Annotated in this window: 23 protein-coding genes and 2 tRNA genes; 21 read left to right on the plus strand and 4 right to left on the minus strand. The window is 65.2% G+C overall.

Annotation, left to right across the window (positions count from 1 at the left end; translation table 11 throughout):
- Positions 1 to 37: 37 nt before the first annotated feature.
- The gene (locus Q8R75_RS12040) at positions 38 to 1,234 is read left to right on the plus strand and encodes a nucleotide disphospho-sugar-binding domain-containing protein (RefSeq protein ID WP_305611093.1); all 1,197 of its coding nucleotides are present in this window, start codon (positions 38 to 40) and stop codon (positions 1,232 to 1,234) included.
- The gene (locus Q8R75_RS12045; RefSeq protein ID WP_305611091.1) at positions 1,231 to 2,943 is read left to right on the plus strand and encodes a glycosyltransferase family 2 protein; all 1,713 of its coding nucleotides are present in this window, start codon (positions 1,231 to 1,233) and stop codon (positions 2,941 to 2,943) included. Before Q8R75_RS12040 ends, Q8R75_RS12045 begins: the two co-directional genes overlap by 4 nt.
- On the opposite strand, the gene Q8R75_RS12050 is transcribed toward Q8R75_RS12045, so the two are convergent.
- The 3 genes from Q8R75_RS12050 to Q8R75_RS12060 form a co-directional block, all read right to left on the minus strand.
- Entirely contained in the window at positions 2,944 to 3,720 is a 777-nt protein-coding gene (locus Q8R75_RS12050; RefSeq protein WP_305611090.1) for a ferredoxin--NADP reductase, read from the minus strand.
- 136 nt (positions 3,721 to 3,856) lie between these two features.
- Positions 3,857 to 4,447, minus strand: a complete 591-nt coding sequence (locus Q8R75_RS12055) for a CBS domain-containing protein (RefSeq protein WP_305611088.1) — start codon at positions 4,445 to 4,447, stop codon at positions 3,857 to 3,859.
- 179 nt (positions 4,448 to 4,626) lie between these two features.
- Positions 4,627 to 5,706 (minus strand): glycosyltransferase, encoded by a 1,080-nt coding sequence (locus Q8R75_RS12060; protein ID WP_305611086.1) that lies wholly within the window; start codon positions 5,704 to 5,706, stop codon positions 4,627 to 4,629.
- A gap of 70 nt (positions 5,707 to 5,776) precedes the next feature.
- On the opposite strand from Q8R75_RS12060, the gene ilvD reads away from it, so the two are divergent.
- The 14 genes from ilvD to Q8R75_RS12130 all read left to right on the plus strand — a co-directional run bounded on the left by ilvD (position 5,777) and on the right by Q8R75_RS12130 (position 17,253).
- The gene (ilvD, locus tag Q8R75_RS12065) at positions 5,777 to 7,642 is read left to right on the plus strand and encodes a dihydroxy-acid dehydratase (RefSeq protein WP_305625970.1); all 1,866 of its coding nucleotides are present in this window, start codon (positions 5,777 to 5,779) and stop codon (positions 7,640 to 7,642) included.
- Positions 7,643 to 7,666: 24 nt separating this feature from the next.
- Positions 7,667 to 8,515, plus strand: a complete 849-nt coding sequence (locus tag Q8R75_RS12070; protein ID WP_305614906.1) for a DMT family transporter — start codon at positions 7,667 to 7,669, stop codon at positions 8,513 to 8,515.
- Positions 8,516 to 8,627: 112 nt separating this feature from the next.
- Positions 8,628 to 9,095, plus strand: a complete 468-nt coding sequence (gene ybgC / locus Q8R75_RS12075; protein WP_305614905.1) for a tol-pal system-associated acyl-CoA thioesterase — start codon at positions 8,628 to 8,630, stop codon at positions 9,093 to 9,095.
- Positions 9,096 to 9,097: 2 nt separating this feature from the next.
- Positions 9,098 to 9,787, plus strand: a complete 690-nt coding sequence (tolQ, locus tag Q8R75_RS12080; RefSeq protein ID WP_069039064.1) for a protein TolQ — start codon at positions 9,098 to 9,100, stop codon at positions 9,785 to 9,787.
- A 14-nt stretch (positions 9,788 to 9,801) separates the two neighbouring features.
- On the plus strand, positions 9,802 to 10,212 hold the full coding sequence (locus Q8R75_RS12085) for an ExbD/TolR family protein (RefSeq protein WP_305614907.1): 411 nt from the start codon (positions 9,802 to 9,804) through the stop codon (positions 10,210 to 10,212).
- Positions 10,212 to 11,048, plus strand: coding sequence for an energy transducer TonB (locus tag Q8R75_RS12090; RefSeq protein ID WP_305614904.1), 837 nt, complete (start codon positions 10,212 to 10,214; stop codon positions 11,046 to 11,048). The genes Q8R75_RS12085 and Q8R75_RS12090 overlap by 1 nt, the downstream gene beginning before the upstream one ends.
- 34 nt (positions 11,049 to 11,082) lie before the next feature.
- Complete coding sequence (gene tolB, locus Q8R75_RS12095; protein WP_305614903.1) at positions 11,083 to 12,357, plus strand: Tol-Pal system beta propeller repeat protein TolB; 1,275 nt, start codon at positions 11,083 to 11,085, stop codon at positions 12,355 to 12,357.
- A gap of 67 nt (positions 12,358 to 12,424) precedes the next feature.
- On the plus strand, positions 12,425 to 12,988 hold the full coding sequence (pal, locus tag Q8R75_RS12100; protein ID WP_305614902.1) for a peptidoglycan-associated lipoprotein Pal: 564 nt from the start codon (positions 12,425 to 12,427) through the stop codon (positions 12,986 to 12,988).
- On the plus strand, positions 12,988 to 13,752 hold the full coding sequence (gene ybgF, locus Q8R75_RS12105) for a tol-pal system protein YbgF (protein ID WP_305614901.1): 765 nt from the start codon (positions 12,988 to 12,990) through the stop codon (positions 13,750 to 13,752). The genes pal and ybgF overlap by 1 nt, the downstream gene beginning before the upstream one ends.
- A 2-nt stretch (positions 13,753 to 13,754) precedes the next feature.
- A complete protein-coding gene (gene queC / locus Q8R75_RS12110) occupies positions 13,755 to 14,444 on the plus strand; it encodes a 7-cyano-7-deazaguanine synthase QueC (protein WP_305614900.1) in 690 nt (229 codons plus the stop codon).
- Between the two features lie 39 nt (positions 14,445 to 14,483).
- Entirely contained in the window at positions 14,484 to 15,599 is a 1,116-nt protein-coding gene (locus tag Q8R75_RS12115) for a YeeE/YedE family protein (RefSeq protein ID WP_305614899.1), read from the plus strand.
- A gap of 86 nt (positions 15,600 to 15,685) precedes the next feature.
- Positions 15,686 to 15,761, plus strand: a tRNA-Lys gene (locus tag Q8R75_RS12120).
- A 39-nt stretch (positions 15,762 to 15,800) separates the two neighbouring features.
- A tRNA-Lys gene (locus Q8R75_RS12125) sits at positions 15,801 to 15,876 on the plus strand.
- Positions 15,877 to 16,347: 471 nt separating this feature from the next.
- The gene (locus Q8R75_RS12130) at positions 16,348 to 17,253 is read left to right on the plus strand and encodes a hypothetical protein (protein ID WP_305663673.1); all 906 of its coding nucleotides are present in this window, start codon (positions 16,348 to 16,350) and stop codon (positions 17,251 to 17,253) included.
- A 409-nt stretch (positions 17,254 to 17,662) separates the two neighbouring features.
- On the opposite strand, the gene Q8R75_RS12135 is transcribed toward Q8R75_RS12130, so the two are convergent.
- On the minus strand, positions 17,663 to 19,405 hold the full coding sequence (locus Q8R75_RS12135) for a potassium/proton antiporter (RefSeq protein WP_305614857.1): 1,743 nt from the start codon (positions 19,403 to 19,405) through the stop codon (positions 17,663 to 17,665).
- Between the two features lie 234 nt (positions 19,406 to 19,639).
- On the opposite strand from Q8R75_RS12135, the gene Q8R75_RS12140 reads away from it, so the two are divergent.
- The 5 genes from Q8R75_RS12140 to Q8R75_RS12160 form a co-directional block, all read left to right on the plus strand.
- Complete coding sequence (locus Q8R75_RS12140) at positions 19,640 to 19,894, plus strand: DUF4212 domain-containing protein (RefSeq protein ID WP_305614858.1); 255 nt, start codon at positions 19,640 to 19,642, stop codon at positions 19,892 to 19,894.
- A 4-nt stretch (positions 19,895 to 19,898) separates the two neighbouring features.
- The gene (locus tag Q8R75_RS12145; RefSeq protein ID WP_305614859.1) at positions 19,899 to 21,704 is read left to right on the plus strand and encodes a sodium:solute symporter family protein; all 1,806 of its coding nucleotides are present in this window, start codon (positions 19,899 to 19,901) and stop codon (positions 21,702 to 21,704) included.
- A gap of 144 nt (positions 21,705 to 21,848) precedes the next feature.
- The gene (locus Q8R75_RS12150) at positions 21,849 to 22,202 is read left to right on the plus strand and encodes a hypothetical protein (protein WP_305614860.1); all 354 of its coding nucleotides are present in this window, start codon (positions 21,849 to 21,851) and stop codon (positions 22,200 to 22,202) included.
- 13 nt (positions 22,203 to 22,215) lie between these two features.
- A complete protein-coding gene (locus tag Q8R75_RS12155; protein ID WP_305614861.1) occupies positions 22,216 to 22,413 on the plus strand; it encodes a hypothetical protein in 198 nt (65 codons plus the stop codon).
- 2 nt (positions 22,414 to 22,415) lie between these two features.
- Positions 22,416 to 24,559 (plus strand): histidine kinase dimerization/phospho-acceptor domain-containing protein (locus Q8R75_RS12160; protein WP_305663674.1); only part of this gene is annotated, 2,144 nt, incomplete at its 3' end.

The raw sequence follows: 24,559 nt of genomic DNA on the forward strand, positions 1-24,559 counted from the left end.
TGCCGTTGTTGTTTGGCCAGCCGCTACCATCGCACCCATGGCGCGCATTCTTTTCTGCTGGGAACTGGGCGGTGACTACGGTCACCTGTCGCGGCTGCTGCCGATCGCGCTGGCGCTGCGCGAACGCGGACACGAACCGGTGTTCGCCGTGCGCGACCTGCTCGGCGCCGAAGCGCTGCTGCATCGGCATCACCTGCGCTGGCTGCAGGCGCCGTTGTGGATCGGCCAGGTCACCGGTCTTCCGCCGCCGATCAGCCATGCCGAACTGCTGATGCGCTTCGGCTTCCTGAACACGCGCGCACTGACCGGTGTCGCGCGGGCCTGGCGCGCGCTGATCGACCTCGTCCAACCCGACCTGCTGGTGATGGACCACGCGCCGACGGCGCTGCTCGCCACCCGCGGGCTGGGCACTCCGCGCGTCAATCTGGGCGACGGCTTCTGCATTCCGCCAACGGGCCGGCCGATGCCGCCGTTTCGCTGGTGGCAGCAGGAGAACCTGAAACGTGTCGCCGATTCTGAGGCGCACGTCTGGAAAACCGCGAACGAAGTGCTGTTTGCGCTGGACGCGCCACCGTTGGCGAGCCTGTCCGAACTGACCGCCTGCGACGCATCGCTGATGCTGGCCTTCGCCGAACTCGATCACTACGCCGGTCACCCGGGCGCGCACTGGCTCGGACCGCTGTTCAGCCTCGGTCAGGGCACCGACGTCATCTGGCCGGAGGGCACCGGCCCGCGCGTATTTGCCTATCTCAAACCCGGTTATCCGGCGATCGATGCTGCGCTGGGCGCGCTGGCGAAATTGCCGGCGCGCGTGCTGGCCCATGTGCCGGGCACCTCGGCACAGACCGTCGCCACGTTTTCGCGCGCGTCGATGCGCATCAGCGGCGAGCCGCTGGACATGGAAGCCGCCCGGCGGGACTGCGATCTGGCGATCTGCCATGGCGGCAACGGCACGGTGTCGGCCATGTTGCTGGCCGGCAAACCGCTGATCGTGCTGCCGTCACAGATGGAACAGGTCATGACGGCCAAACGTCTCGAAACCCTCGGTGTCGCCGCCGTGGTGATGCCGGATGCCACGGCTGCCGTATCGGCGCTGTTCCGGAAGGCCCTTGCAGATGCCGCTCTCGGTCAGGCGGCGCGCGCCTTCGCGCAGCGTCACGACGGGTATGAGCCGCGGCAGACGATCCGGGCAGTCGCCGATCGCTGCGAAGCCCTGCTGGAGCCGCGCCGATGAGCACGCCGTCCCGCACACCCTCTTTTTCCATCGTCATCTGCAATTACAACTACGCGCAGTTCATCGGTCAGGCGATCGACAGCGCGCTGTCGCAGCGCTACCCCGCCGACAAGGTCGAGGTCGTCGTCGTCGATGACGGCTCGACCGACGATTCGCTCGCGGTGCTGACGCGCTACCGCGACCATCCGCAGGTGAAGGTGGTGCAGCAGCCCAACCGCGGCCAGACCGCCGCCTTCGACGCCGGGGTGCGGGCAGCCAGCGGCGAACTGGTGTGTCTGCTCGACTCCGATGACCTGTGCCTGCCGGAGAAACTGTCGACCGTAGCCGCCTGGATCGCTTCGAAGACGATCGACACCGAGCGGCTGTTCCTGTGCCACGACCTCATCCTGCGCGACGAGCGCACCGGCGAATCGGCGCTTGACACCTGGTTCCGCATCGTCGGCATCGACAAGCTGGAAGACATCTACGATCTCGACGGCCGGCCGATGTTTTTCCCGTTCTCGGTGCCAACCGGTCTGGTGTTCGGGCGCACGCTGGTCACGGAATGTCTCGCCGCGATTCCGGCCTGGGCATTTCCGCGCGGAGCCGACGGCGCGCTGTGCCCGGCGGCACTGATCAGGAGCGGCTGCGTTCATTACCTGCGGCAGACGCTGGGTATCTATCGCATCCATTCGGCCAACGAGTTCGGCAGCCTGCGCAACGGTCGCTACACGCCGCGCATCGACCTGCGCGACCGTACGCCACGCCAGCTGCACTTTCTCGACCAGTGGGTGGACATGGCCGATCTGGAACCGGCGCACCACGCCCGCGCCCGCGGCTACTTCCGGCGCTGGGAAAAGCTGCAGCGCATGCCGACCGGCGACCGCGGCATTGCGGCGCCGCGCATCAGTATCGCGCTGATCGGCCGGGGCGACGCAGCAGCTGTGTCGGCAAGCGTTGCTTCGGCGCTCGACCAGCGGCATCCGGACTGCGAAGTGCTGCTGCCTGCCGCGCTGCCCGGCCCTGCCACGCCCGACGCTGCAGGAATCCGCCGCTACGACGACGGCGCGGATGAGGCTGACGCACTGACGCGCCTCATCGCTGCGGCGCGCGCGGCGTCGGGTGAATCCATCGCGTTCCTGCCGGTCGGTGACCGCCTGGACCGCGATTTCGTCGAACGCCATCTGTTCTATCGCCAGTACGGCGCGCTGGTCGGCGTGACATGCAGCGACATCCGGCTCGTAACGCCGGCGGGCGAACTGGTGCATCAGAACGCGTTCGCGCAAAGCGGCGCATGGACGCAGGCGGTGCAGCAGATTCCGCCGTTCGCGACCGGCCTGGCGCAATGGGTCGCCCCGCCGCTGGCGGCCTGCATGTTCCGGCGCGACCTGCTGGTCGAACTGGCCAGCGCACCGGACGGCCAGCCGTGGCCGGCGGACATGGCTGAAGCGGGTGGCTGGTGGCCGGTGCAGCTGGCGCTGCACACGTCAGGTCTGCTGCGCTTCCGGGAAACGCTGTGCAGCGTGCGACTGGCCAGCGGCACGCAGGCAAGCTACGGCTGGCTGTCGGCGCCGCACGCACCGGACGGCCGGGTGGTCGAACCGGCGGTCGCTGGCGTGACGAAATGGCTGCGCAGCTGGCATGCCGGACATCGGGACATGCTCGCGGCGCGATTGCCGGGGGCCTGGCAACAGCGGTTTCCGGCCTGGCTGGACGCCCAGCGTGGCTGATCAGCGCTCGACGAAAGCCCGTTCGATCACGTAGTCGCCCGGCTCGCCGACACCCGGCGATACGACGAAGCCGCGCGCGTCGAGCAGGTCGGCTGTGTCCTTGTTCATGCTCGGGCTGCCGCAGATCATTGCGCGGTCGGTGTCCGGGTTCAGCGGCGGCAGACCGAGGTCGTCGGTCATCTTGTTGCTGATGATGAGGTCGGTCAGGCGGCCGCGGTTGCGGTAGGGCTCGCGCGTGACGCTCGGGTAGTACAGCAGCTTTTCGCGCACGTATTCTCCGAGAAACTCGTCGTCCGGCAGTTCGCGCTCGATGTAGTCCTGATAGGCCAGCTCGTTCACATGGCGCACGCCGTGGAACAGGATCACCTTGTCGAAACGCTCGTAGACTTCCGGGTCGCGGATCAGGCTCAGGAAGGGCGCCAGCCCGGTGCCGGTACCGAACAGGTAAAGGTGCTTGCCCGGCTTGAGATCATCGAGCACCAGCGTACCGGTCGGCTTGCGCCCGACCAGGATTTCATCGCCTTCCTTCAGATGCTGCAGGCGTGAAGTGAGCGGGCCGTCCGGCACCTTGATGCTGAAAAACTCCAGATGCTCTTCGTAATTGGCGCTGGCGATGCTGTAGGCACGCAGCAGCGGCTTGCCGCCAGTTTCCAGCCCGATCATGACGAAATGACCGTTGCGGAAACGCAGACTCGGGTCGCGCGTGGTCTTGAAGCTGAACAGCATGTCGTTCCAGTGATGCACGCTGAGGACTTTTTCGGGTGCGACGGTGGCCATGGCAAGAACGCGATTCGTTGAACAGTCTGCTTTATAGCGGGGTCGTCACCTATAACTCAATAGGCGAACAACCAATGATTTGATAACCAGCGGTTATCGATTGAGTTGGTGCGGCGGCCAACGCCGCCGCACCAACTCAACCGCGCAGCGCTGTCGCGATTTCTGCAAAGGTCGTGGCGACCTCGACCGAATTCAACGGTGCGCCGAGCTGGCGCTCGACCTGCGCCGCGGAAAAGATGCCGCGGATGCGCGGCGGCGCGCCGCGCGTCGCCGCCTCGACCGCCAGCAGGTAGGGGTGGCCGTAGTGCTGCAGCGCCGACACGACGCTGCCCACGGTGGCGCGCCGGAGCGCCTCGAAATCCACGGCGTCGATGTCGCTCAGCGCCTGCATCACCTGCTTCACCGTCAGCTCGGCGCGGGTGAGCCCCTGCGCCTGTATCAGCCTGATCGGCTTGCTGCCCTGCAGGTCTGACAGCGTGACGATGCCGTCTACGCAGGGCATGTCGCTGATGACGAACAGCATGCGTACGCCGCTTTCGCGCATGCGCTGCTCGGCCGCATCGAGCGAGGCTCGCGGGCCGATGCAGGCGGCGCGCACGCTGGTCAGATCGGTCATGACGGCGGTCGCGGGGCTGTCCAGCGACACGCGGGCCGCTTCGGGCGGCGTGGCCTGGGCGATGCAGGTACCTTCGGCAAAACGGTAGGTCGACAACGCGGGATGTGACATGGCGGATCTCCTTTTCTTGTCAGGCGGTCGGTTCGGTATACGACTGACGCGATATGCGTTTCGCGACGCGCAGGTCGCAATGAACGTGTCGCGCTGAACGCGTCGGATACGCACTCCTGACTGTAGACCGCAGACCGGGTTCCGGCTCTGCAAGCCGCCGGAAAGCTTCCGGCGCAGATTCATGAAATTCCCGACAGCCAGCTGAAGAACGCCCCGAAACACACCGCCCCGGACAGGTTCGCACCGGCCCAGCGGCGCGCTGCCGCCGACATCGCCCGGCGCGCGTCCACGTCATCGAGCAGCCGCAGGCAGGCGCCGGCAAAGGCGGCGGGATCGTCCGCCAGCAGGAACGCCTCGCCGGCGAGATGCTCAAGCCCGCGTGCGCCTTCGCGCGTGGTGACCAGCGGCAACCCGGAAGCCAGCGCCTCGACCGTCTTGATCTTCAGGCCGGAGCCCCAGCGCACCGGATTGATTGCCACGTCAACACCGGCCCACAGCGCATCGGGCGACGGCACGAACCCACACGCGCGCACGCCGTCGGGCAAGGGCTGCGGCAGCAGTGCCGACAGCGGGCCGGCCAGCTGCAGTTCGACCCGGTGCGCGGCCAGCTGCGGCCACACTTGCCCGAAAAACCACTGCACACCGTGCCGATTGGCCGGCGAATGACTTGCCGTGTAGCCGAGCACGCGTGACCCCGGGCGCACCGGTTGCACCGGCAGCACCACCGGATGCGGGACGCACAGCGCCCGTTCGCCGAGCACGGCCGCCACCCGTGCATGATCGTCCGGCTGGATCAGCAGCACCCGGTCGTACCGGCGCAGGAAAGCAATCTCGCGCTCTAAATCGAGCGGCTCGTCGACCGGCACGCCGGCCTGCCGGCGCGAGGCGGCGTTGTCGCTGACCAGATCGTGGGTGTCGATCACCAGCCGGGTGCCGGCGGGCACCGCCTGGCGCAGGAAATCCAGTTGCAGACGCGACAGCAGCACAACGTCGGGCCTGCACTGTCCGCACAGGCGACGCAGGGCAGCGAGCACGGCGCCGCGCCCGGGTTTGTCGGCACCCCCGACTGCCAGCCGGTAGCGGTGCGGGCTCGCCGCCACAGCGGCTGACGCATCGGCGTCGGCAGCTTCGAGGAAGAAAACCGTCAGATCGCACACACCGGCCAGGGCCTCGACCAGGGTGCGCGTACGGGTGGCCTCGCCGTTGCCGGCGCGCCAGTAGCGGCTGCGGGTCACGAACAGCACGCGCGGTCGGGTCATCAACATGCGGGCCGGCAGGCCGGGGGACGGATAGAATCCTGTTTCTACCCGATTTCCAGCAGGAGCCGCCATGCCCGCCTACCGCTCACGTACCTCCACCCACGGCCGCAACATGGCCGGCGCCCGCGCGCTGTGGCGCGCCACCGGCATGAAGGACGGCGATTTCGGCAAGCCCATCATCGCCATCTCGAACAGCTTCACGCAGTTCGTGCCGGGCCATGTGCACCTGAAGGATCTGGGCCAGATGGTCGCCCGCGAGATCGAGAAGGCCGGCGGCGTGGCGAAGGAATTCAACACCATCGCGGTCGATGACGGCATCGCGATGGGCCACGGTGGCATGCTGTATTCGCTGCCCAGCCGCGAACTGATCGCCGACAGCGTCGAATTCATGGCAAACGCGCACTGCGCCGACGCGCTGGTGTGCATTTCGAACTGCGACAAGATCACCCCGGGCATGCTGATGGCCGCGCTCCGGCTCAACATCCCGACCGTGTTCGTGTCCGGCGGGCCGATGGAAGCGGGCAAGGTGGTGCTGCCCGGCCCGGGGGGCCACAAGATCATCGCGGTCGATCTGGTCGATGCCATGGTCAAGGGCGCCGACAGCAACTGTTCCGACGAAGAGTCCGACGCCTACGAGCGCAGCGCCTGTCCGACCTGCGGCTCGTGTTCCGGCATGTTCACCGCCAATTCGATGAATTGCCTGACCGAAGCGCTCGGCTTGTCGCTGCCCGGCAACGGCTCGACGCTGGCCACGCATGCCGACCGCAAGGCGTTGTTCCTGCGCGCCGGCCAGCTGGCGGTCGAGCTGTGCCGCAGGTACTACGAAAACGACGACGAATCGGTGCTGCCGCGCTCGATCGCCAGCTTCAAGGCGTTCGAGAATGCGATGACGCTCGACGTGTCGATGGGCGGTTCGACCAACACTGTGCTGCACCTGCTGGCTGCCGCCCACGAAGCCTGCGTCGATTTCACGATGGCCGACATCGACCGCATATCGCGCGGCGTGCCCTGCCTGTCCAAGGTCGCGCCAGCCAAGTCCGACGTGCATATGGAAGACGTGCACCGCGCCGGCGGCATCATGGCCATCCTGGGCGAACTGGACCGCGCAGGTCTGATCCACCGCGACCTGCCGACGGTGCATAGCGCGACGCTGGGCGAGGCGCTCGACAAGTACGACATCGTGCGCACGGAAGACGAAGCCGTGCGCACCTTCTACCGCGCGGCACCCGGCGGCATCCCGACCCAGGTCGCGTTTTCGCAGGACCGGCGCTATCCGACGCTCGATCTCGACCGCGAAAATGGTGTCATCCGCAACAAGGCGCATGCCTTCAGCCAGGACGGCGGCCTCGCGGTGCTGTACGGCAACATCGCCGAGCGTGGCTGCATCGTGAAGACAGCCGGCGTCGATGACTCGATCCTGAAATTCTCGGGTACGGCCCGGGTGTACGAAAGCCAGGACGACGCGGTGACCGGCATCCTCGGCGACGAGGTGAAGCCGGGTGAAGTGGTCGTGATCCGCTACGAAGGACCGAAGGGCGGCCCCGGCATGCAGGAAATGCTCTACCCGACGACCTATCTGAAATCCAAGGATCTGGGCAAGGCGTGCGCGCTGCTGACCGACGGCCGCTTCTCGGGCGGCACCTCCGGCCTGTCGATCGGCCATGCGTCGCCGGAAGCGGCGCAGGGCGGTCTGATTGCGCTGGTCAAGGACGGCGACGTGATCGAGATCGACATTCCGAACCGCACCATCCATCTGGTCATCGCCGATGACGAACTGGCGCATCGCCGGGCGGCCGAAGAAGCACGCGGCGCCGACGCGTGGACGCCGAAGCAGCGCGACCGCGTGGTGTCGCAGGCGCTGCAGGCCTACGCGCTGATGACCACCAGCGCCGATACCGGCGCGGTGCGCGACCTGACGCAGTTGCGCCGCCCGTAAGATCGCGGCGCCGTCGCACAGATCTTGACCGCGCCGCTTTCCGCCGGCCGCATCGCCGCGCTGACCGCGCTGGCGATGTTCGCCTTCGCCGCCAATTCGGTGCTGAACCGGCTGGCGCTGGCCGATACGGCGATTGATGCCGCCAGTTTCACGCTCATCCGTCTGGCCGCGGGTGCGCTGGTGCTGTGGGCGCTGGTGCGCCGCCAGTCGGGCAGCCGGCTGGCCGGCGACTGGCCGGGTGCGTGCGCGCTGTTCGTCTATGCCGCCGCGTTCTCGTTCGCCTACCGCGCGCTGCCGACCGGCACCGGCGCGCTGCTGTTGTTCGGCACGGTGCAGGTGAGCATGATTGCCGCCGGACTGTTCAAGGGCGAGCGCTTCCGGCCGCTGCAGATCGCCGGCTTCGTGGTGGCGCTGGCCGGATTGGGGGTGCTGCTGGCACCCGGCGTCAGCGCGCCGCCGGTCGATGCGGCGCTGCTGATGGTGCTGGCCGGACTGGCCTGGGGCGTGTATTCGCTGCGCGGGCGCCGCGCACGCGGCACGCCTCTGGCCATGACAGCCGGCAATTTCGTGCGCGCCGTGCCGCTGGCGATCGGCTTGTCGATGGTGTCGGCGGCCGACGCCCGGATGGATCTGGCGGGCGTGCTGTACGCCGTACTGTCCGGCGCGCTGGCATCGGGCGTCGGCTACGCCATCTGGTACAGCGCGCTGCGCGGGCTGTCGGCGACACAGGCCGCCACGGTGCAACTGAGCGTGCCGGTGATCGCCGCACTCGGTGGCGCGCTGCTGCTGGCCGAACCGCTGACCGCGCGCCTGGCCCTGGCGTCGGCCGCCACGCTGGGCGGCATCGCGCTGGTCGTGACCACCCGCCGCTGAACGCTGCCGCTTGCCCGCCTCCACGCCGCCCAGCCGCCTGTTACATCCCCTTGCGAGGCTTTTTGATGCCATGCAGCAAGCCGGACCGGCCGCTCGGGTAAAATCGCGGCCCATGACTCCATCCGCGCAGCACGATGACGGCCCGCACGCCGACGGTTTTTCGTGGCCGGTTCGCGTCTACTACGAAGATACCGACAGTTATGGCGTCGTCTATTACGCAAACTACTTCCGCTTTCTCGAACGTGCGCGCACCGAATGGTTGCGCGCGCTCGGCTTCGATCAGGTCGACATGACTGCGCAAGGACACGGCTTTGTCGTGCGCTCGGTCACCGGCGAATATCTGAAGCCGGCGCATTTCAATGACGCGCTTGAAGTGCGCAGCACGATCGCCAGCGTCAGCCGGGTCGCCATCGACTTCGCGCAGCGGCTGTACCGCGGCGACACGCTGCTGTTCGATGGTCTGGTGCGCGTGATCTGCATCGATCCGGCGCGCGGCCGTCCGGTGTCCATCCCGCCCGCACTGCGCGCGCGGCTCGTGCCTTCAGCCCCGCTTCCTCTTCTGCCCCCGCTCACGAATTGACCATGAACCTATCAGAAGACCTCTCGATCATTTCGCTCATCATGAACGCCAGCCTGCTGGTCAAGCTGGTGATGGCGCTGCTGATCGGCATTTCATTCATGAGCTGGTACTGGATTTTCCGCAAATCCTTTGCCATCCGCGGCGCACGCAGCCGCACCGACAAGTTCGAGCTGGAGTTCTGGTCCGGCGGCGACCTGAACGCGCTGTTCCAGAGCGCGGCCAACGACCGGCACAACGCGGGTGGCATGGAACGCATCTTCGAAGCCGGTTACCGCGAATTCACCAAGCTCAGAGGGCGGCAGAACATCGACACCGCCACCGCAGTCGATGGCGCGCGCCGCGCCATGCGCGCGACCTACCAGCGCGAGGTCGACGAACTCGAATCGCACCTCGCCTTTCTCGCCTCGACCGGCTCGGTCAGCCCCTACATCGGCCTGTTCGGCACCGTGTGGGGCATCATGAATGCCTTCCGCGGCCTGTCGAACGTCGGCCAGGCGACGCTGGCCCAGGTCGCGCCGGGCATTGCCGAAGCGCTGGTGGCCACGGCAATCGGACTGTTCGCAGCGATTCCGGCGGTGGTCGCCTACAACCGCTTCGCGCACGACATCGACCGCATTTCCATCCGCTGGGAAAGCTTCATGGAAGAGTTTTCCAACATCCTGCAGCGCCAGGGCCCCGGTAAGGCGCAATGAGAAGAGAGCGCCGTCTGATGAACCAGATCAACGTCGTGCCGTATATCGACGTGATGCTGGTGCTGCTCGTCATTTTCATGGTGGCGCCTCAGGCCACGCCAACCGGCAGCATCGAACTGCCCAGCGTCGGTCAGGCGTCGCAGACCCCGGCGCAGCCGATCGAAGTCATCGTGAAGGCCGACGGCAAGCTGGCGCTGCGCGACCGTGACCAGGGCGGCAAGGAAGAAGCTGTCACACGCGATGCGCTGGTGACGCGCATCCGCGACCTGCAGGGCGCAAAACCCGATCGCGCCGTGGTGGTGGCCGGTGACAAGGCGGCGCGCTACGAAGAAATCCTGAAGGTGATGGATACGTTGCAAGGCAACGGCATCACCCGTATCGGTCTGCTGGTGCAGACCGGCCAGGCTGCGAAACCGGCCCGTTGATGCCCGAGCACGCACTCAAACGCCCGGAACCCGGCAAATGGCAATCGGCCGTGCTGGCCGCCGGCATGCATCTGCTGCTCGGGCTGTTCCTGTTCTACAGCGTGCGCTGGCAGACCAGCAAGCCGGCTGCCGTGCAGGTGGAACTGATCAGCAGCATGCCGACGGTGGCAGCGCCGGTGCGTCCGCCCCCGCCACCCGAGCCGGTGGTCGAGAAACGACCGGAACCGGTGGTCGAGCCGCCCCCCCCGCCGCCGCCGGCCAAGCCGGACATTACGTTCAAGGAACCTCCGAAGCCGAAACCGGTTCCCAAGGTGGAGCCGAAGCCCGAACCGAAGCCCGAGCCCAAGCCGAAACCCGAACCGAAGCCCGAACCGAAACCGGTCGAGAAAAAGCCAGAACCGCAGCCGGCGGTGCCGGACACAAGGCGCGAGATCGAAGCACAGGAGAAGATGCTGAAGGAAGCGATGGCCCGCGAGAGTGCTGAACAGGCAAAGCGCGAGGCTTCGCGCGAAGCGGACCTGATCGCACAGGCAGCCGCGGAAGGCGCGCGCCGGAACGCTGCGAGCGCCTGGGGCGACAAGATCAGCGCCAGGATACGCAGCAACATCGTGCTGCCGCCGGGCGCCAGTGGCAACCCGGAAGCGCTGGTCGCCATTGCGCTGCTGCCGGACGGTTCGGTGGTTGGCGAACCGCGCTTGAAAAGATCGACCGGAAATCCGGCGCTCGATGACGCGATACTACGCGCCATCGTGAAGTCGTCACCGCTGCCGAAACCTGACGATCCGTCGGTCTTCGTGCGCAACCTGGATCTGGTGTTCCGGCCGCTCGGACAGTAGCCACCGAACCACCACTTCTCACCGAAAGGATCAGATGTTCAAGGTATTCAGATTGATGGCCACCACGCTGCTGCTTGCAGCGACCGCCGCCCAGGCGCAGCTCACGGTGGAGATCACCGGCGCCGGGGCCAACCGCATTCCGGTCGCGATCGCCAACTTTGCCGGCGACGGACTGCTGCCACAGGCGCTGACCGGAGTCGTGCGCGCCGATCTGGAGCGCAGCGGCCTGTTCAAGCTGGTCGATCCGGGCACCACTCCGGTACCGGAGAACGCTGCCATCGACCTGAACCAGTGGAAAGACCGCGGCGCCGACGCGCTGGCGCTGGCCAGCATCCTGCCGGCGCCCGGCGGCCGCTACGAAGTGCGCATGCGTCTTTACGACATCGCGCGGCAGAACAAGCCGGACGGCATGATTTTCCTGTTCGGTGCCTCGACCGTACGTGAAACCGGCCATCGAATTGCCGACTTCATCCACGAAAAGCTGACCGGCGAGCGCGGCGTCTACTCGACCCGCATCGCTTATGTGGTCAAGACCGGCAAGAGCTTCGAGCTCAAGGTGGATGACGCCGACGGGCAGAATCCGCGCACCGCGCTGCGCTCGAGCGAGCCCATCATTTCGCCCGCCTGGTCGCCTGACGGCACACGGCTGGCCTATGTGTCCTTCCAGGCCAAGAAGCCCATCATCTACGTGCATTCGCTGGCGACCGGCGCGCAGACCGTCGTGGCCAACTTCAAGGGCTCGAATTCGGCGCCCGCCTGGTCGCCGGACGGCAAGCGGCTGGCCGTGGTGCTGACCAAGGACGGCAGTTCGCAGATCTACACCATCAACCCCGACGGCAGCGGACTGAGCCGCATCGCTGGCTCGTCCACCATCGACACCGAGCCGCAGTTTTCGCCCGACGGCCAGTATCTCTATTTCACGTCCGACCGCGGTGGCAGCCCTCAGATCTACCGCGTCGCAGCCGCCGGCGGCACCGCCGAGCGCGTCACCTTCGAAGGCAGCTACAACGTGTCGCCCCGGCTGTCGCCGGACGGCAAGTTGCTGGCCTACGTATCGCGCAACGGCGGCCGGTTCCAGGTCACGGTGATGGATCTGGCCAGCCGGCAGATCCAGATACTCACTGATTCGTCGCGCGACGAATCGCCGTCTTTCGCACCCAACAGCCGCACCATCCTTTACGCATCGGAAGTGGGCGGGCGGGGCGTGCTGTCGGCGGTATCGTCTGACGGCCGCGTGAAACAGAAACTGTCCGGACAGGCTGGCGGCGATGTCCGCGAACCGGCCTGGGGACCGTTCAATCAACCCTGACGCCGCACAGATGAAACCTTTGATTCACGTCACACTCCCCGTTCCGACCACAAGAAAGGCCCCCGCCATGCAAACGTCCGCCAGCAAGATCGCCATCGCCACCCTGACCCTCGCACTGCTCGCGGGGTGCTCGTCATCCGGTCCGGAGCAGCCCGCCGCCCCGACCGAAAGCAAGACGCCGGTTGCGCCCTCCGGCCCAAGCGGCACGCCGGTCGCCCCGCCCGCTGTCAGCGGCAAGACCATGACGCCGGAAGAGGCGCTGATGGCGTCGCTGAAGGATCCGAACAGCCCGCTGTCCAAGCGCATCATCTATTTCGACTACGACAGCTACGCGATCAAGGACAGCTACGCCAGCCTGATTTCGGCGCACGCCAAGGTGCTGGCCGCCAATCCGAAGCTGAAGATGCTGATCCAGGGCAACACCGACGAACGCGGTTCGCGCGAATACAACCTGGCACTCGGCCAGAGACGTGCCGAAGCCGTCAAGCGCTCGCTGATGCTGCTGGGCGTGCAGGAAGCGCAGATCGAATCGGTCAGCCTGGGTGAAGAAAAGCCGCGCATGGAAGGCAGCGATGAAGCCGCCTATGCCGAGAACCGCCGCTCGGAAATGCTCTATTCGGGTGAGTTCTGATGCTGGCCCGTCGCGGCATCGCGACGGCGCTGGCCATGTTGTCCATCGGCAGCGCCCCGGCATGGGCGCTGTTCGATGACGACGTGGCGCGTCAGCGCATCGAAACGCTGAAGCTTGAATCCACCACACGGCTGGGCAAGCTTGATGCGCAGCTTGAACAGTCGCAACGCGTCCAGCTTGATCTGACCAACCAGATCGAGGCGCTGCGCAGCGAAATCGCCAAGCTGCGCGGCCAGAACGAGGTGCTGACCTACGAACTGGAAGCCGCCACCAAGCGGCAGAAGGATTTCTACCTCGATCTCGACAATCGCCTGCGCACGCTCGAAGCCGCACCGGCCGCCGCCGCCGCGGCGACACCTGCAGCCGATCCGGCAGCCGAGGCACGCGACTACGAAGCGGCGCTCAACCTGCTCAAGGGCGGCAAGTTTGCCGATGCGCAGAGCGCCTTCGAAGCCTTCATCATCGCCTGGCCGCAGAGCAGCTTCCAGCCTGCGGCGCACTACTGGGCCGCCAGCTCGGGCTTCCAGGCCAAGAATTACCTGCGAGCCGCCGAGCTTTACCAGACGGTGCATGCGCAGTGGCCGTCCGACGTGCGCGCACCGGAGGCCCTGCTCGGGCTGGCCAACACGCAGCAGATTCAGGGCGACGCCAAGGGCGCGAAGAAGACGCTGGACACCGTGGTGGCCGAATACGGCAGCACGCCGGCGGCCGATGTCGCACGTCAGCGCCTGAAGCAACTGGCTCCGCCGGCGAAGAAGAAGTAGCCATGACGCGCGGCGCTTCTTCGCGGCCGGCCGTCGTGCTGCTGTCGGGCGGGCTCGACTCGGCCACCGTGCTGGCGATGGCGCGCGCGCAGGGACATGACTGCCACTGCCTGTCGGTCGATTACGGCCAGCGCCACCGCGCCGAACTGGTAGCCGCCGCGCGCGTGGCGAAGGCGCTGGGTGCTGCCAGCCACCGCACGCTGAGGCTCGACCTGAGAGCCTTCGGCGGCTCGGCGCTGACCGACAGCGCGATCGACGTGCCGGTCGACGGCGTGGCGCCCGGCATCCCGGTCACCTATGTGCCGGCACGCAACACCATCATGCTGTCGCTGGCATTGGCCTGGGCCGAAGTGCTTGGCGCGCAGGACATTCACTGCGGCGTCAATGCGGTCGACTACTCCGGCTACCCCGACTGCCGGCCGGAATACATCAAGGCCTTCGAAGCGATGGCCAATCTCGCCACCAAGGCTGCGGTGGAGGGTGCAAAACTGACGGTGCACGCGCCGCTGATTGCATTGACCAAGGCGGGTATCATCCGCGCTGGCGCAGATCTGGGTGTCGATTACGGTCTGACCGTGTCGTGCTACCAGGCCGACAACAACGGCCGCGCCTGCGGCGTGTGCGATTCGTGTCGCCTGCGCAGTGAAGGCTTCGCTGCCGCGGGCATCGCGGACCCGACGCCGTACAGATAGAGCCCCCGTCCGAGGGGCCGACAACCGGACCCGAACACGATGGACCTCAACATCCACACCGAAACACTGGCCGCCGTGCTCGGGCTGTCGATCGCGCTTGGCGCGCTGACCTCGCGCACCAATTTCTGCACCATGGGCGCGGTGTCCGACTGGATCAACATCGGCGACCTCGGCCGCATGCGCTCGTGGATGCTCGCCATCGCCACCGCGATGGCCGGCCTGGTCGGCATGGAGTCGGCCGGTGTCATCGACCTGAGCACCACCTATCCGCCCTACCGCAGCCCGCAACTCGCCTGGCTGCGTTATCTGACCGGCGGCCTGCTGTTCGGCGTCGGCATGACGCTGGCCAGCGGCTGCGGCAACAAGACGCTGGTGCGCATCGGCGGCGGCAATCTCAAGTCGGTATTCGTGCTGGCGGTCGGCGCATTGTTCGCCTACCTGATGATCTTCACCGAGTTCTACGCGCTGGCCTTCGGCTGGATGGGCAGCTTCACGCTGTCGCTCGACGCGCGCGGCATCGACTCGCAGGCGCTCGGCTCGGTCGTCGCCGGCACGATCGGTGGCGACGCCGCCACGCTGAACCGTGCGCTGGCCTGGCTGATCGCCGCCGCGCTTGCCGTCTGGGCCTTCTCGAATGCCGAGTTCCGGCGCGACCCGGACAACATCGCCGGCGGCCTCGGCTTCGGGCTGGCCGTGCTGGCCGGCTGGTGGCTCACCGCCGGCCCGCGCGCCGCGGAATGGAAGGAGTGGGCCGAATTCGCCGACGTGCTGCCCAGCCGCGTCGAAGCGCAGTCCTACACCTTCGTCGGCCCGATGGCCGACAGCGCGCGCTACCTGCTCGATCCGACCAATACCGCGCTGCTCAATTTCGGCATCATGGCGCTGGTCGGTGTCATCGTCGGCGCCTTCCTGTACGCCATCGTGGCCGGCAAGTTCCGCGTCGAGTGGTTCCGCAGCAGCGCCGACCTGGTGCGCCACGGCATCGGCGGCGCCCTGATGGCGATCGGCGGCGTGCTGGCGTCCGGCTGCAGCGTGGGCCAGGGCATCACCGGCGTATCGACGCTGGCGCTCGGCTCGGCGATCGCGCTGCTGGCCATCATCATCGGCTCGGCACTGACCATGAAGGCGTCGATGTGGTGGCTGATGCGCGAGTAGCCGGAACGCGCCCGCACGCCGCCGATGCCGGAAAGCCTTGACGCATCAAAACCCGCTTCCTATAATCCGCCCTCTTCGCAAGGCGAGGGTCGGTAGCTCAGTCGGTAGAGCAGCGGACTTTTAATCCGTTGGTCGCGAGTTCGAGTCTCGCCCGACCCACCATCCGGTGGGCCGAAAGGTCAGTTATTGCGATCCAGTTTCGGGTTGTTAGCTCAGTTGGTAGAGCAGCGGACTCTTAATCCGTAGGTCGAGTGTTCGAGCCACTCACAACCCACCAGTAAAACAAGTACTTAGGCCAGCCTCTCGGGGCTGGCCTTTTGTTTTTCCGGCGCAAGGTAACAATTTGTTGCCTAAACGAAAGCGTTGTTCGCCCTCGGTCAGCAGGCGGGGAACTAATCCCCTACACGCGCAGAAACTGGCGTCGGTTCGCTGGTACGCGAGCCGCTCGTCTACAACGCCGAAGTTGAGGGCAAACGGGGGCGCTAATAACTCAGGCATTGCTCGCGCGACATTTTTCAGTTTGACGAATGCATGTTCTTTGCTGAAAATGCGCGCCATGGCAAAGAACAATAGACCTCGCCGAGGTGGAACAAGTGGACCTGCGCGCCGTCGGATGTCGGGCAGAACTGGTTTTTTTCGGAGTACTCGGCAACAGATGGCGGGATGGAACGAGCGCGTTGGGAGAGGAATTAACCATGTACTCGTTCTCGCACAGGATTTTTTTTGGAATCACAGAATAATATTCCGCATGATCTGGAGCGGAATAACTTTAGCCCCATCCTTTTTGGTCATCAACGTTTACACCAACGAACCGTTCTCTAAGGATTTTGCGGCCAACTGGCCTGTGCTTAGCAATTGGCTCGAGAATGAGCCACTTGTAATGACATTAATTGCCACCGCATGGATTCCTATCCTTGAAACGCTACGCAATGTAGTTACGGAAAGAATTCGGCGCGAGCCTACAGGGTGGAAGGATGCATCAAATATTATGCACGCTGCACTGAATACCGTAGTCTCGGCGAAACTACGGAGATTCAGAGACGCCTATAGTGGCTTTTACCTCAAGCAGAGGGGCACCTCACTAGCGACCGCCCAAGCAGCACCAGCAATTTGTTGCAAAGAAGTTTTCAAAAAGATCACGGAGCCTTTAAAGCAAACAGAGAGTTTGGTTTCGGCTATTTATTCTTTTTTTGATCATGCCGCCCGAGGAGACAAAGACCAACCAATGCAGGCGCTCGTGAGCTTGGTTCGCGTTGAAGATGGCAAAGCAGTCGAACTCGTTCAACATCTTCCAGAGACGGCCGTCTTTACACATGATGTAATCGAGAAACTGAACACTCCGCACTCTGCATTAATGCATTGCATCAAGACAAAGAAAATATTTGTAGTACCTAGTGTTTTGAACGAAGCCGCCGGCCACAATCCGAGATATATTCTTTTAGGCGACGACTCTGATTCAGTAGACGGTTCATTGATCTGCTACCCGGTTCCTACCATCAGAAAAAATGTTGTACTTGTTGTGTCCGTGTTCTATCCTAGAAAGAAAGCATTCATAGAGCGTCATAAGCGCGAGTACGAAAGTATTCTTAAAATGTTTGCACTTCGTCTTGAACTCGAGTTCACACTTGAGAACCTGAAGGGATTATGTCAATGAGAGAAAAATCTCAAGCTAGTCAACTTCGCCCACCCGTTCCATTAAAGAGCGGAACACCGAAAGATTCCAAAAACACAGATCTTCTTTCAACCCTGAAAGAAGTTTCCCGAAGCGCGCAGCAAATCAGTCAAACATTTTCTACGCTAAAAAAGGGAATACAGGACTAAACGCCTGAAAACCAAGTTCATATCCTGATTAGCGCGACTTAGCCGCACGCGATTCAACCCATTTTATGCGCGTGCATCCGGGGGGCTGACTCGTCCCGCGTTTAGCTACTATGTAGCTTACAATCAAGGCAAGCCGAAAATGTGTCTGGGAGAGAAGCAGTCGGTTCATCGCTTCACTGAAGAATTCACCGTCGCGGCGGTCGAGCAAGCGCGCTGAACCCGTGCCGCCAGCAGGCCGGCGCTCAGTGCTCCCCCGCCTGGGGCACCTTCAATCCCACCGCGACGACGTTGCCGGCGGCGTCCATGCGGCGCACGGTGAGCTGGATGGCGCCGACGCTGACGCGGTCGCCGACGACGGCGCCACGGCCGAGGCGGAACAGCATCAGCGTCTTCAGGTCGAGTTCGGCATCGCTGGCCGACAGTTCGAAGCCGTAGTTCAGTGCGAGGTCGCCGGCGCGACAGCTGGGGTCGACGACGAATTCGCCGAAGAAACCCGCGTGCGCACTCAGGCCGCCGGACACGGCGCCGAAGGCGCGGGCGATCGGTTCGGCGAGCGCTTCCGGCGCGGCGAACCACACCGCGTCGCCTTCGGCCAGCCGGGACGCGGGCTGCAGGCGTACCAGACGCTGCGCGCGCGTGACGGCGACGCAGCGCACTTCGCCGGGTTCGCCGAAGTCGGCCGCGATGTCGTCCGGGTGGCGCCCTTCGGCGGCCGAGCCGGCGCCGACGAGATATTCGAGCAACTCCAGCGCGGCGTCGCCGCCGACCCACACTTCGCGCCGGTCCACCGGCTCGTCGCGCGGCGGCACCTCGACGCCTAACACGCGCGCGGCCACCGGCACGGTGGCGCCCTGCACCAGCAGCGACAGCAGCACGACGGCGAAGGCGACGTCGAACAGCAGCAGCGAATCAGGCACGCCCATCATGACCGGCACGATGGCGAGCACGATGGGCACCGCGCCGCGCAGGCCGACCCACGAAATGTAGGCCACTTCGCGCGGCTGGTAGCGGAAGGGCAGCAGGCCGGTGGCGACGGCGAACGGGCGCGCAACCAGGATCAGGAACACCGCCATGGCCAGCGCTTCCCACGCGTGGTCGAGCAGGTGCGATGGCGTGACCAGCAGGCCGAGCACGACGAACATGCCGGCCTGCGCGAGCCAGGCCAGGCCGTCCATCACGCGCAGCACGTGTTCGGTCGCGTGGCTGCGCCGGTTGCCCACGATGAGCCCCGCTATATATATGGCGAGAAAACCGCTGCCGTTGATCAGGTTGGTGGCGGCGAAGATCAGCAGACCACCGGACAGGATGAGCAAGGCATACAGGCCTTCGGCCAGTTTGAGCCGGCGCAGCAGGCGCGCCAGCACCCAGCCGCCGGCGAGGCCGGCCAGCGCACCCAACCCCATCTGGCTGACCAGCATCAGCGCGAAGCGCAGCGGGCTCGACTGTTCCGGGTGCAGCAGCATTTCGACCAGCATGGTCACCATCAGGATGGCCATGGGGTCATTGGCGCCGGATTCGATCTCCAGCGTCGCCTTCACGCGCTGGTTCAGGCGCACCCCGCTGTTGCGCAGCAACGCGAACACCGCTGCGGCGTCGGTCGAGCCGACGATGGCGGCCAGCAGCATGCCGAGCCGCCAATCCACATCGAGCAGCCAGGTGGCGAACAGGCCGAGCGGCACAGCGGTGGCGACCACTCCCCAACTGGCCAGAACGGCCGCCGGGCGCAGCGCCACGCGGAAGGTTTCGGTACGGGTGCGCAGGCCGCCATCGAGCAGGATGACGGCGAGCGCCAACTGACCGACCAGCGTGGCGGCAGTGAAATCGCTGAACATGATGCCGCCGGGCCCGTCTTCGCCGGCCAGCATGCCGACCACGAGAAACAGCAGCAGCAGCGGCAGCCCGAGCCGGGTGGACACGGTGCTGCCAAGCACGCTTACGAACAGCAGCAGGCCGGCCAGCAGAAGATATCCGTTGATTGCGACCATGCACCGAAACTACCACGGGATGACGGTTTTGCCGCGCCGGACGGTCGTCCGGGGTGCGCGGGTGCCATCGCGCGCTGGTCGCGCTGCGACCGGCGCCGCATAAGCTTGCCGTAAGGTAAGCACCCTAGTATCCGGCACGCAGCAGTAAAGGGCGCCCGGAACTACGGTCAGAAAAGCCCCCGGCACAACAGCCGCGGAACCGGGTAGTTCAAAAACATCGGAGGAGAAACACCCATGGAAAAAGGTAACAGTGGCTACTGGCAAGCCACACTGGGCCTGCTCACCAAGATCCTGATTGTCTGGTTCGTGGTGTCGTTCGGCGCCGGCATCCTGTTTGCGGATGCCCTCAACAGCATCAAGCTGGGCGGCTACCCGCTCGGATTCTGGTTCGCACAGCAGGGCTCGATCTACGTCTTCATCGTGCTGATCTTCTATTACGCCAAGAAGATGGGCGACATTGACCGTCAGTTCGACGTACACGAGGATTGATGCCATGGATCTGCAAACAACCATCTACATCGGTGTCGGCCTGAGCTTCGCGCTCTACATCGGCATCGCCATCTGGGCTCGTGCAGGATCGACGAGCGAGTTCTACGCTGCCGGCGGCAGCGTGCACCCGGTCACCAACGGCATGGCGACCGCAGCCGACTGGATGTCGGCGGCATCGTTCATTTCGATGGCCGGCCTGATTTCCAACATGGGTTACGGCGGCGGCCTGTTCCTGATGGGCTGGACCGGCGGTTACGTGCTGCTGGCGATGTTGCTGGCCCCTTACCTGCGCAAGTTCGGCAAGTTCACGGTGCCGCAGTTCATCGGCGACCGCTTCTACTCGAAGTCGGCCTCGATGGTGGCGGTGATCTGCCTGCTGACCGCATCGATCACCTACATCATCGGCCAGATGACCGGCGTGGGCGTGGCGTTCTCGCGCTTCCTCGGCGTGTCGTCCGAAGTGGGCATCTATGTCGGCATGGGCATCGTGTTCCTGTACGCCGTGTTCGGCGGCATGAAGGGCATCACCTACACGCAGGTTGCGCAGTACATCGTGCTGATCCTGGCCTACACGGTGCCGGCCATCTTCATTTCGCTGCAGCTCACCGGCATGCCGCTCCCGCAACTGGGTCTGGGTTCGAACATGGTGGGTACCGATGTGTCGCTGCTGAGCAAGCTCGACATGGTCGTGACCGATCTGGGCTTTGGCCAATACACCACGACCACGGCGGGCTCCACGCTCAACATGTTCGTGTACACGCTGTCGCTGATGATCGGTACCGCCGGTCTGCCGCACGTGATCATGCGATTCTTCACCGTTCCGACGGTCAAGGACGCACGCAGCTCGGCCGGTTGGGCGCTGGTGTTCATCGCCATCCTCTACACGACCGCACCGGCCGTGGCAGCCATGGCCAAGCTCAACCTGCACGGCACGGTGAATACTGCGGTCGTCACGGGCGGCGACCTGTACGCCGAAGAGTCCAGCATCAAGGCCGAAGATCGTCCGGACTGGATGAAGCGCTGGGAAAAGACCGGTCTGTTGAAGTTCGAAGACAAGAACGGCGACGGTCGCATCCAGTACTACAACGACAAGACGAAGAGCGAAGAAGCTGCAGCGAAGGCCGAAGCGGCCGGCTGGAAGGGCAACGAGCTGACGGTGAACGCCGACATCATCGTGCTGGCCAATCCGGAAATCGCGCTGCTGCCCAACTGGGTGATTGCGCTGGTGGCTGCGGGTGGTCTGGCTGCGGCGCTGTCGACCGCCGCCGGCCTGCTGATGGCCATTTCGTCCGCCGTGTCGCACGATCTGATCAAGAACATCTTCGTTCCTGACATCAGCGAGAAGAACGAGCTGCTGGCCGGCAAGATCGCCATGGCGGTTGCCATCGTGATCTCGGGCTGGCTCGGTCTGAACCCACCCGGGTTCGCGGCTGGTACGGTGGCGCTGGCTTTCGGTATCGCGGCGTCGTCGCTGTTCCCGGCCATCATGATGGGTATCTTCTCCAAGAAGATGAACAAGGAAGGCGCCATTGCCGGCATGCTGGCAGGTCTGGCCGTCACGCTGTTCTACGTGTTTGCGCACAAGGGCATCTTCTTCGTGAAGGGCACCGAGTTCGTCGACATGATCGGCGGCGCCAACAGCTTCTTCGGCATCACGCCGGAAGCCTTCGGTGCGATCGGGGCGCTGGTGAACTTCATCGTCGCCTTCCTGGTGGACAAGGTGACCAAGGAGCCGCCGGAGCACATCCAGCACATGGTCGAAGCCGTGCGCATTCCGCGCGGTTCCAAGGCGGTGGACGGCGCGCACTGAGCACGCGGTTCATGCTGACCGGACCATCGGCCCGCCGCGCGGACTGATGGTTTAATGTGAGGCCTCGCCGGTCCTGCCGGCGGGGCCTTTTTTCTCCCGCATCCGCCGCGCAGATCTGCCGGCGGAGCAGGTCAGGAGCCCGACATGGTTTTCGACATCAGCGTCGCAATGACGTGGATATTGTTTCTCGCGCTGTTCCCGATGGCCTTCTTCTGGCTGCGCCGTGCCTGGCGCATCATGGTGAAGCGCGATTTCTCCGAAGTGGCGATCAAGCGTGGCGAGCCGCCGGCCGACGCGGCGCGCTGGGCACCCTATGAAATGACGATCAATCTGGTGGCCGGCATCGTGGTGGTGTTCGTCATCCTCGGCGTGGTCAGCGGTTCGCTCGAGTATGAAGTCTGGTCGGCCATCGCCGGCTCGACCATCTGGTGCAAGTTCTTCGCCAGCTTTGCGCTGAGCCGGCACGCCCATCTGCAGACCGGCAAGAAGACGGCCTGAGGCGGAGACGTCCGTGACGGTCTCGCTTCGCACCCAGCGCCTTCTGGCCTTGTTCGCAGCGGCGCTGCTGCTGTTCAACTTCCCGCTGCTCGCGCTGTGGGACCGTGACGCGACGCTGCTCGGCCTGCCGTTGTTCCCGGCCGCGCTGTTCGTCGTGTGGGGCGCGCTGATCGCGCTGCTCGGCTGGATCATCGAACGTCCGGAGCGCTGACCGTGCTGTCCGCCCCGCTGCTCGTCGGCACCTCATTCGCCTACCTGCTGGTGCTGTTCGCCATCGCCTGGTACGGCGACCATCGGGCTCGGCAGGGGCGCTCGGTGATCGGCAACGCCTGGGTGTACGCCCTGTCGATGGCCGTTTATTGCACTGCCTGGACCTACTTCGGCAGCGTCGGGCGCGCCTCGACCTCGGGTGTGTGGTTCCTGCCCATCTACCTCGGGCCGACGCTGGCGATGGTGCTGGCGTGGATGGTGGTGCGCAAGATGATCCGCATCGCCCGCACCTACCGCATCACCTCGATCGCCGACTTCGTCGCCAGCCGCTACGGCAAGAGCCCCTTGCTGGCCGGGCTGGTGACACTGATCACCGTGGTCGGCATCGTTCCCTACATCGCACTGCAGTTGAAGGCGGTCTCCAGTGGCTACGCCGTCCTTACCGCGATGCCGGGAGAGAGCGCCGCCGGGGCGGCGCAATGGTGGCGCGACAGCACGCTGTACGTCGCCCTCGCGCTGGCCGGCTTCACCATGGTGTTCGGCACGCGCCACCTCGACACCACCGAGCGGCACGAGGGCATGGTGGCCGCCATTGCGTTTGAATCGGTGGTCAAGCTGGTGGCTTTCCTGATGGTCGGGTTTTTTGTGGTGTATGGCCTGTTCGATGGCCTGGGCGACCTGTTCGCCCGTGCCCAGGCCGTGCCCGAACTGCAGCAGTTGCTGCGCCTGGAACAGGGCGGGCAGTTTGCCTGGGCGCAGTGGTTCGGGCTGATGCTGCTGTCGATGTTTTCGGTGGTGTTTCTGCCCCGCCAGTTTCAGGTGATGGTGGTGGAAAACGTGCGCGAAGACCACCTGCGCCGCGCGGTCTGGGTGTTTCCGCTCTACCTGCTGCTCATCAATCTGTTTGTGCTGCCCATTGCCTTGGGCGGCCTGCTGTATTTCGGGCCGGGGCAGGCCAACGCCGAAAACTTCGTGCTGTCGCTGCCGCTGGCGGCCGGTCAGCACGCGCTGGCGCTGTTTGCCTTTGTCGGGGGGCTGTCGGCGGCCACGGGCATGGTCATCGTGGAGACCGTGGCGGTCTCCACCATGGTCAGCAACGAGCTGGTGCTGCCCCTGCTGCTGCGCTGGCGCCACCTGCGCAGCAGCGGCGGGCAGGACTTGACGCGCATTTTGCTGGGCATCCGGCGTGCGGCCATCTTGGGCGTGCTGGTGCTGGGCTATGTGTATTTTCATCTGGCGGGCGAGGCGTATGCGCTGGTCAGCATCGGGCTCATCAGCTTTGCCGCCGTGGCGCAGTTCGCCCCGGTGGTGCTGGGCGGCATGTACTGGAAGGGCGGAACCCGCCTGGGCGCGCTGGCAGGCCTGCTGGCAGGCTTTTTGATGTGGGCCTACACCCTCATGCTGCCGTCGATTGCCAAGTCGGGCTGGATCGACATGGGGTTTATTGCCCACGGCCCCTGGGGCCTGGCCTGGCTGCGGCCCGAGCAGTTGCTGGGCCTGCAGGGGTTCGATGGCCTCACGCATTCGCTGTTCTGGAGCATGCTGCTCAATGTGGTGGCCTATGTCGGGGTGTCGCTGTGGCGCGCGCCCTCGGGCCGCGAGGCCAGCCAGGCACTGCTGTTTGTGGATGTGTTTCAGCGCACGTCTGGCTCCAGCCCGGTGTTCTGGCGCGGGCGGGCCAACACGCAAGACCTGCTGCGCCTGTGCGAGCGTTTTCTCGGCGCCGCCAAGGCGCAGGCGCTGCTCGACGGCTATGCGCAAAGCCTGGGCGTGCGCAACGCACAGGCGCTGCGGCCCGACGCCCGGCTAGTGCAGTTTGTCGAAACCCAACTGGCCGGGGCCGTGGGCAGTGCATCGGCCCGTGCGCTGGTGGCCTCGGTGGCCGAGGAAGAAACGCTCTCGCCCGAAGACGTGCTGCGCATTCTCGACGAGGCCTCGCAGATTCGTGCCTATTCGCGCGCGCTGGAGGGCAAGTCGCGCTCGCTGGAGCAGGCCACGGCCGAGCTGCGCGCCGCCAACGAGCAGTTGCAAAGCCTCGACCGCCTCAAGGACGACTTCATGTCGTCTGTGACGCACGAACTGCGCACGCCGCTCACGTCCATCCGTGCGCTGGCCGAAATGCTGCGCGATGACCCCAAGATTGAGCT

Origin of the sequence: Methyloversatilis sp. (assembly GCF_030696805.1) — a bacterium.
In the GTDB taxonomy this organism is placed as follows: domain Bacteria; phylum Pseudomonadota; class Gammaproteobacteria; order Burkholderiales; family Rhodocyclaceae; genus Methyloversatilis.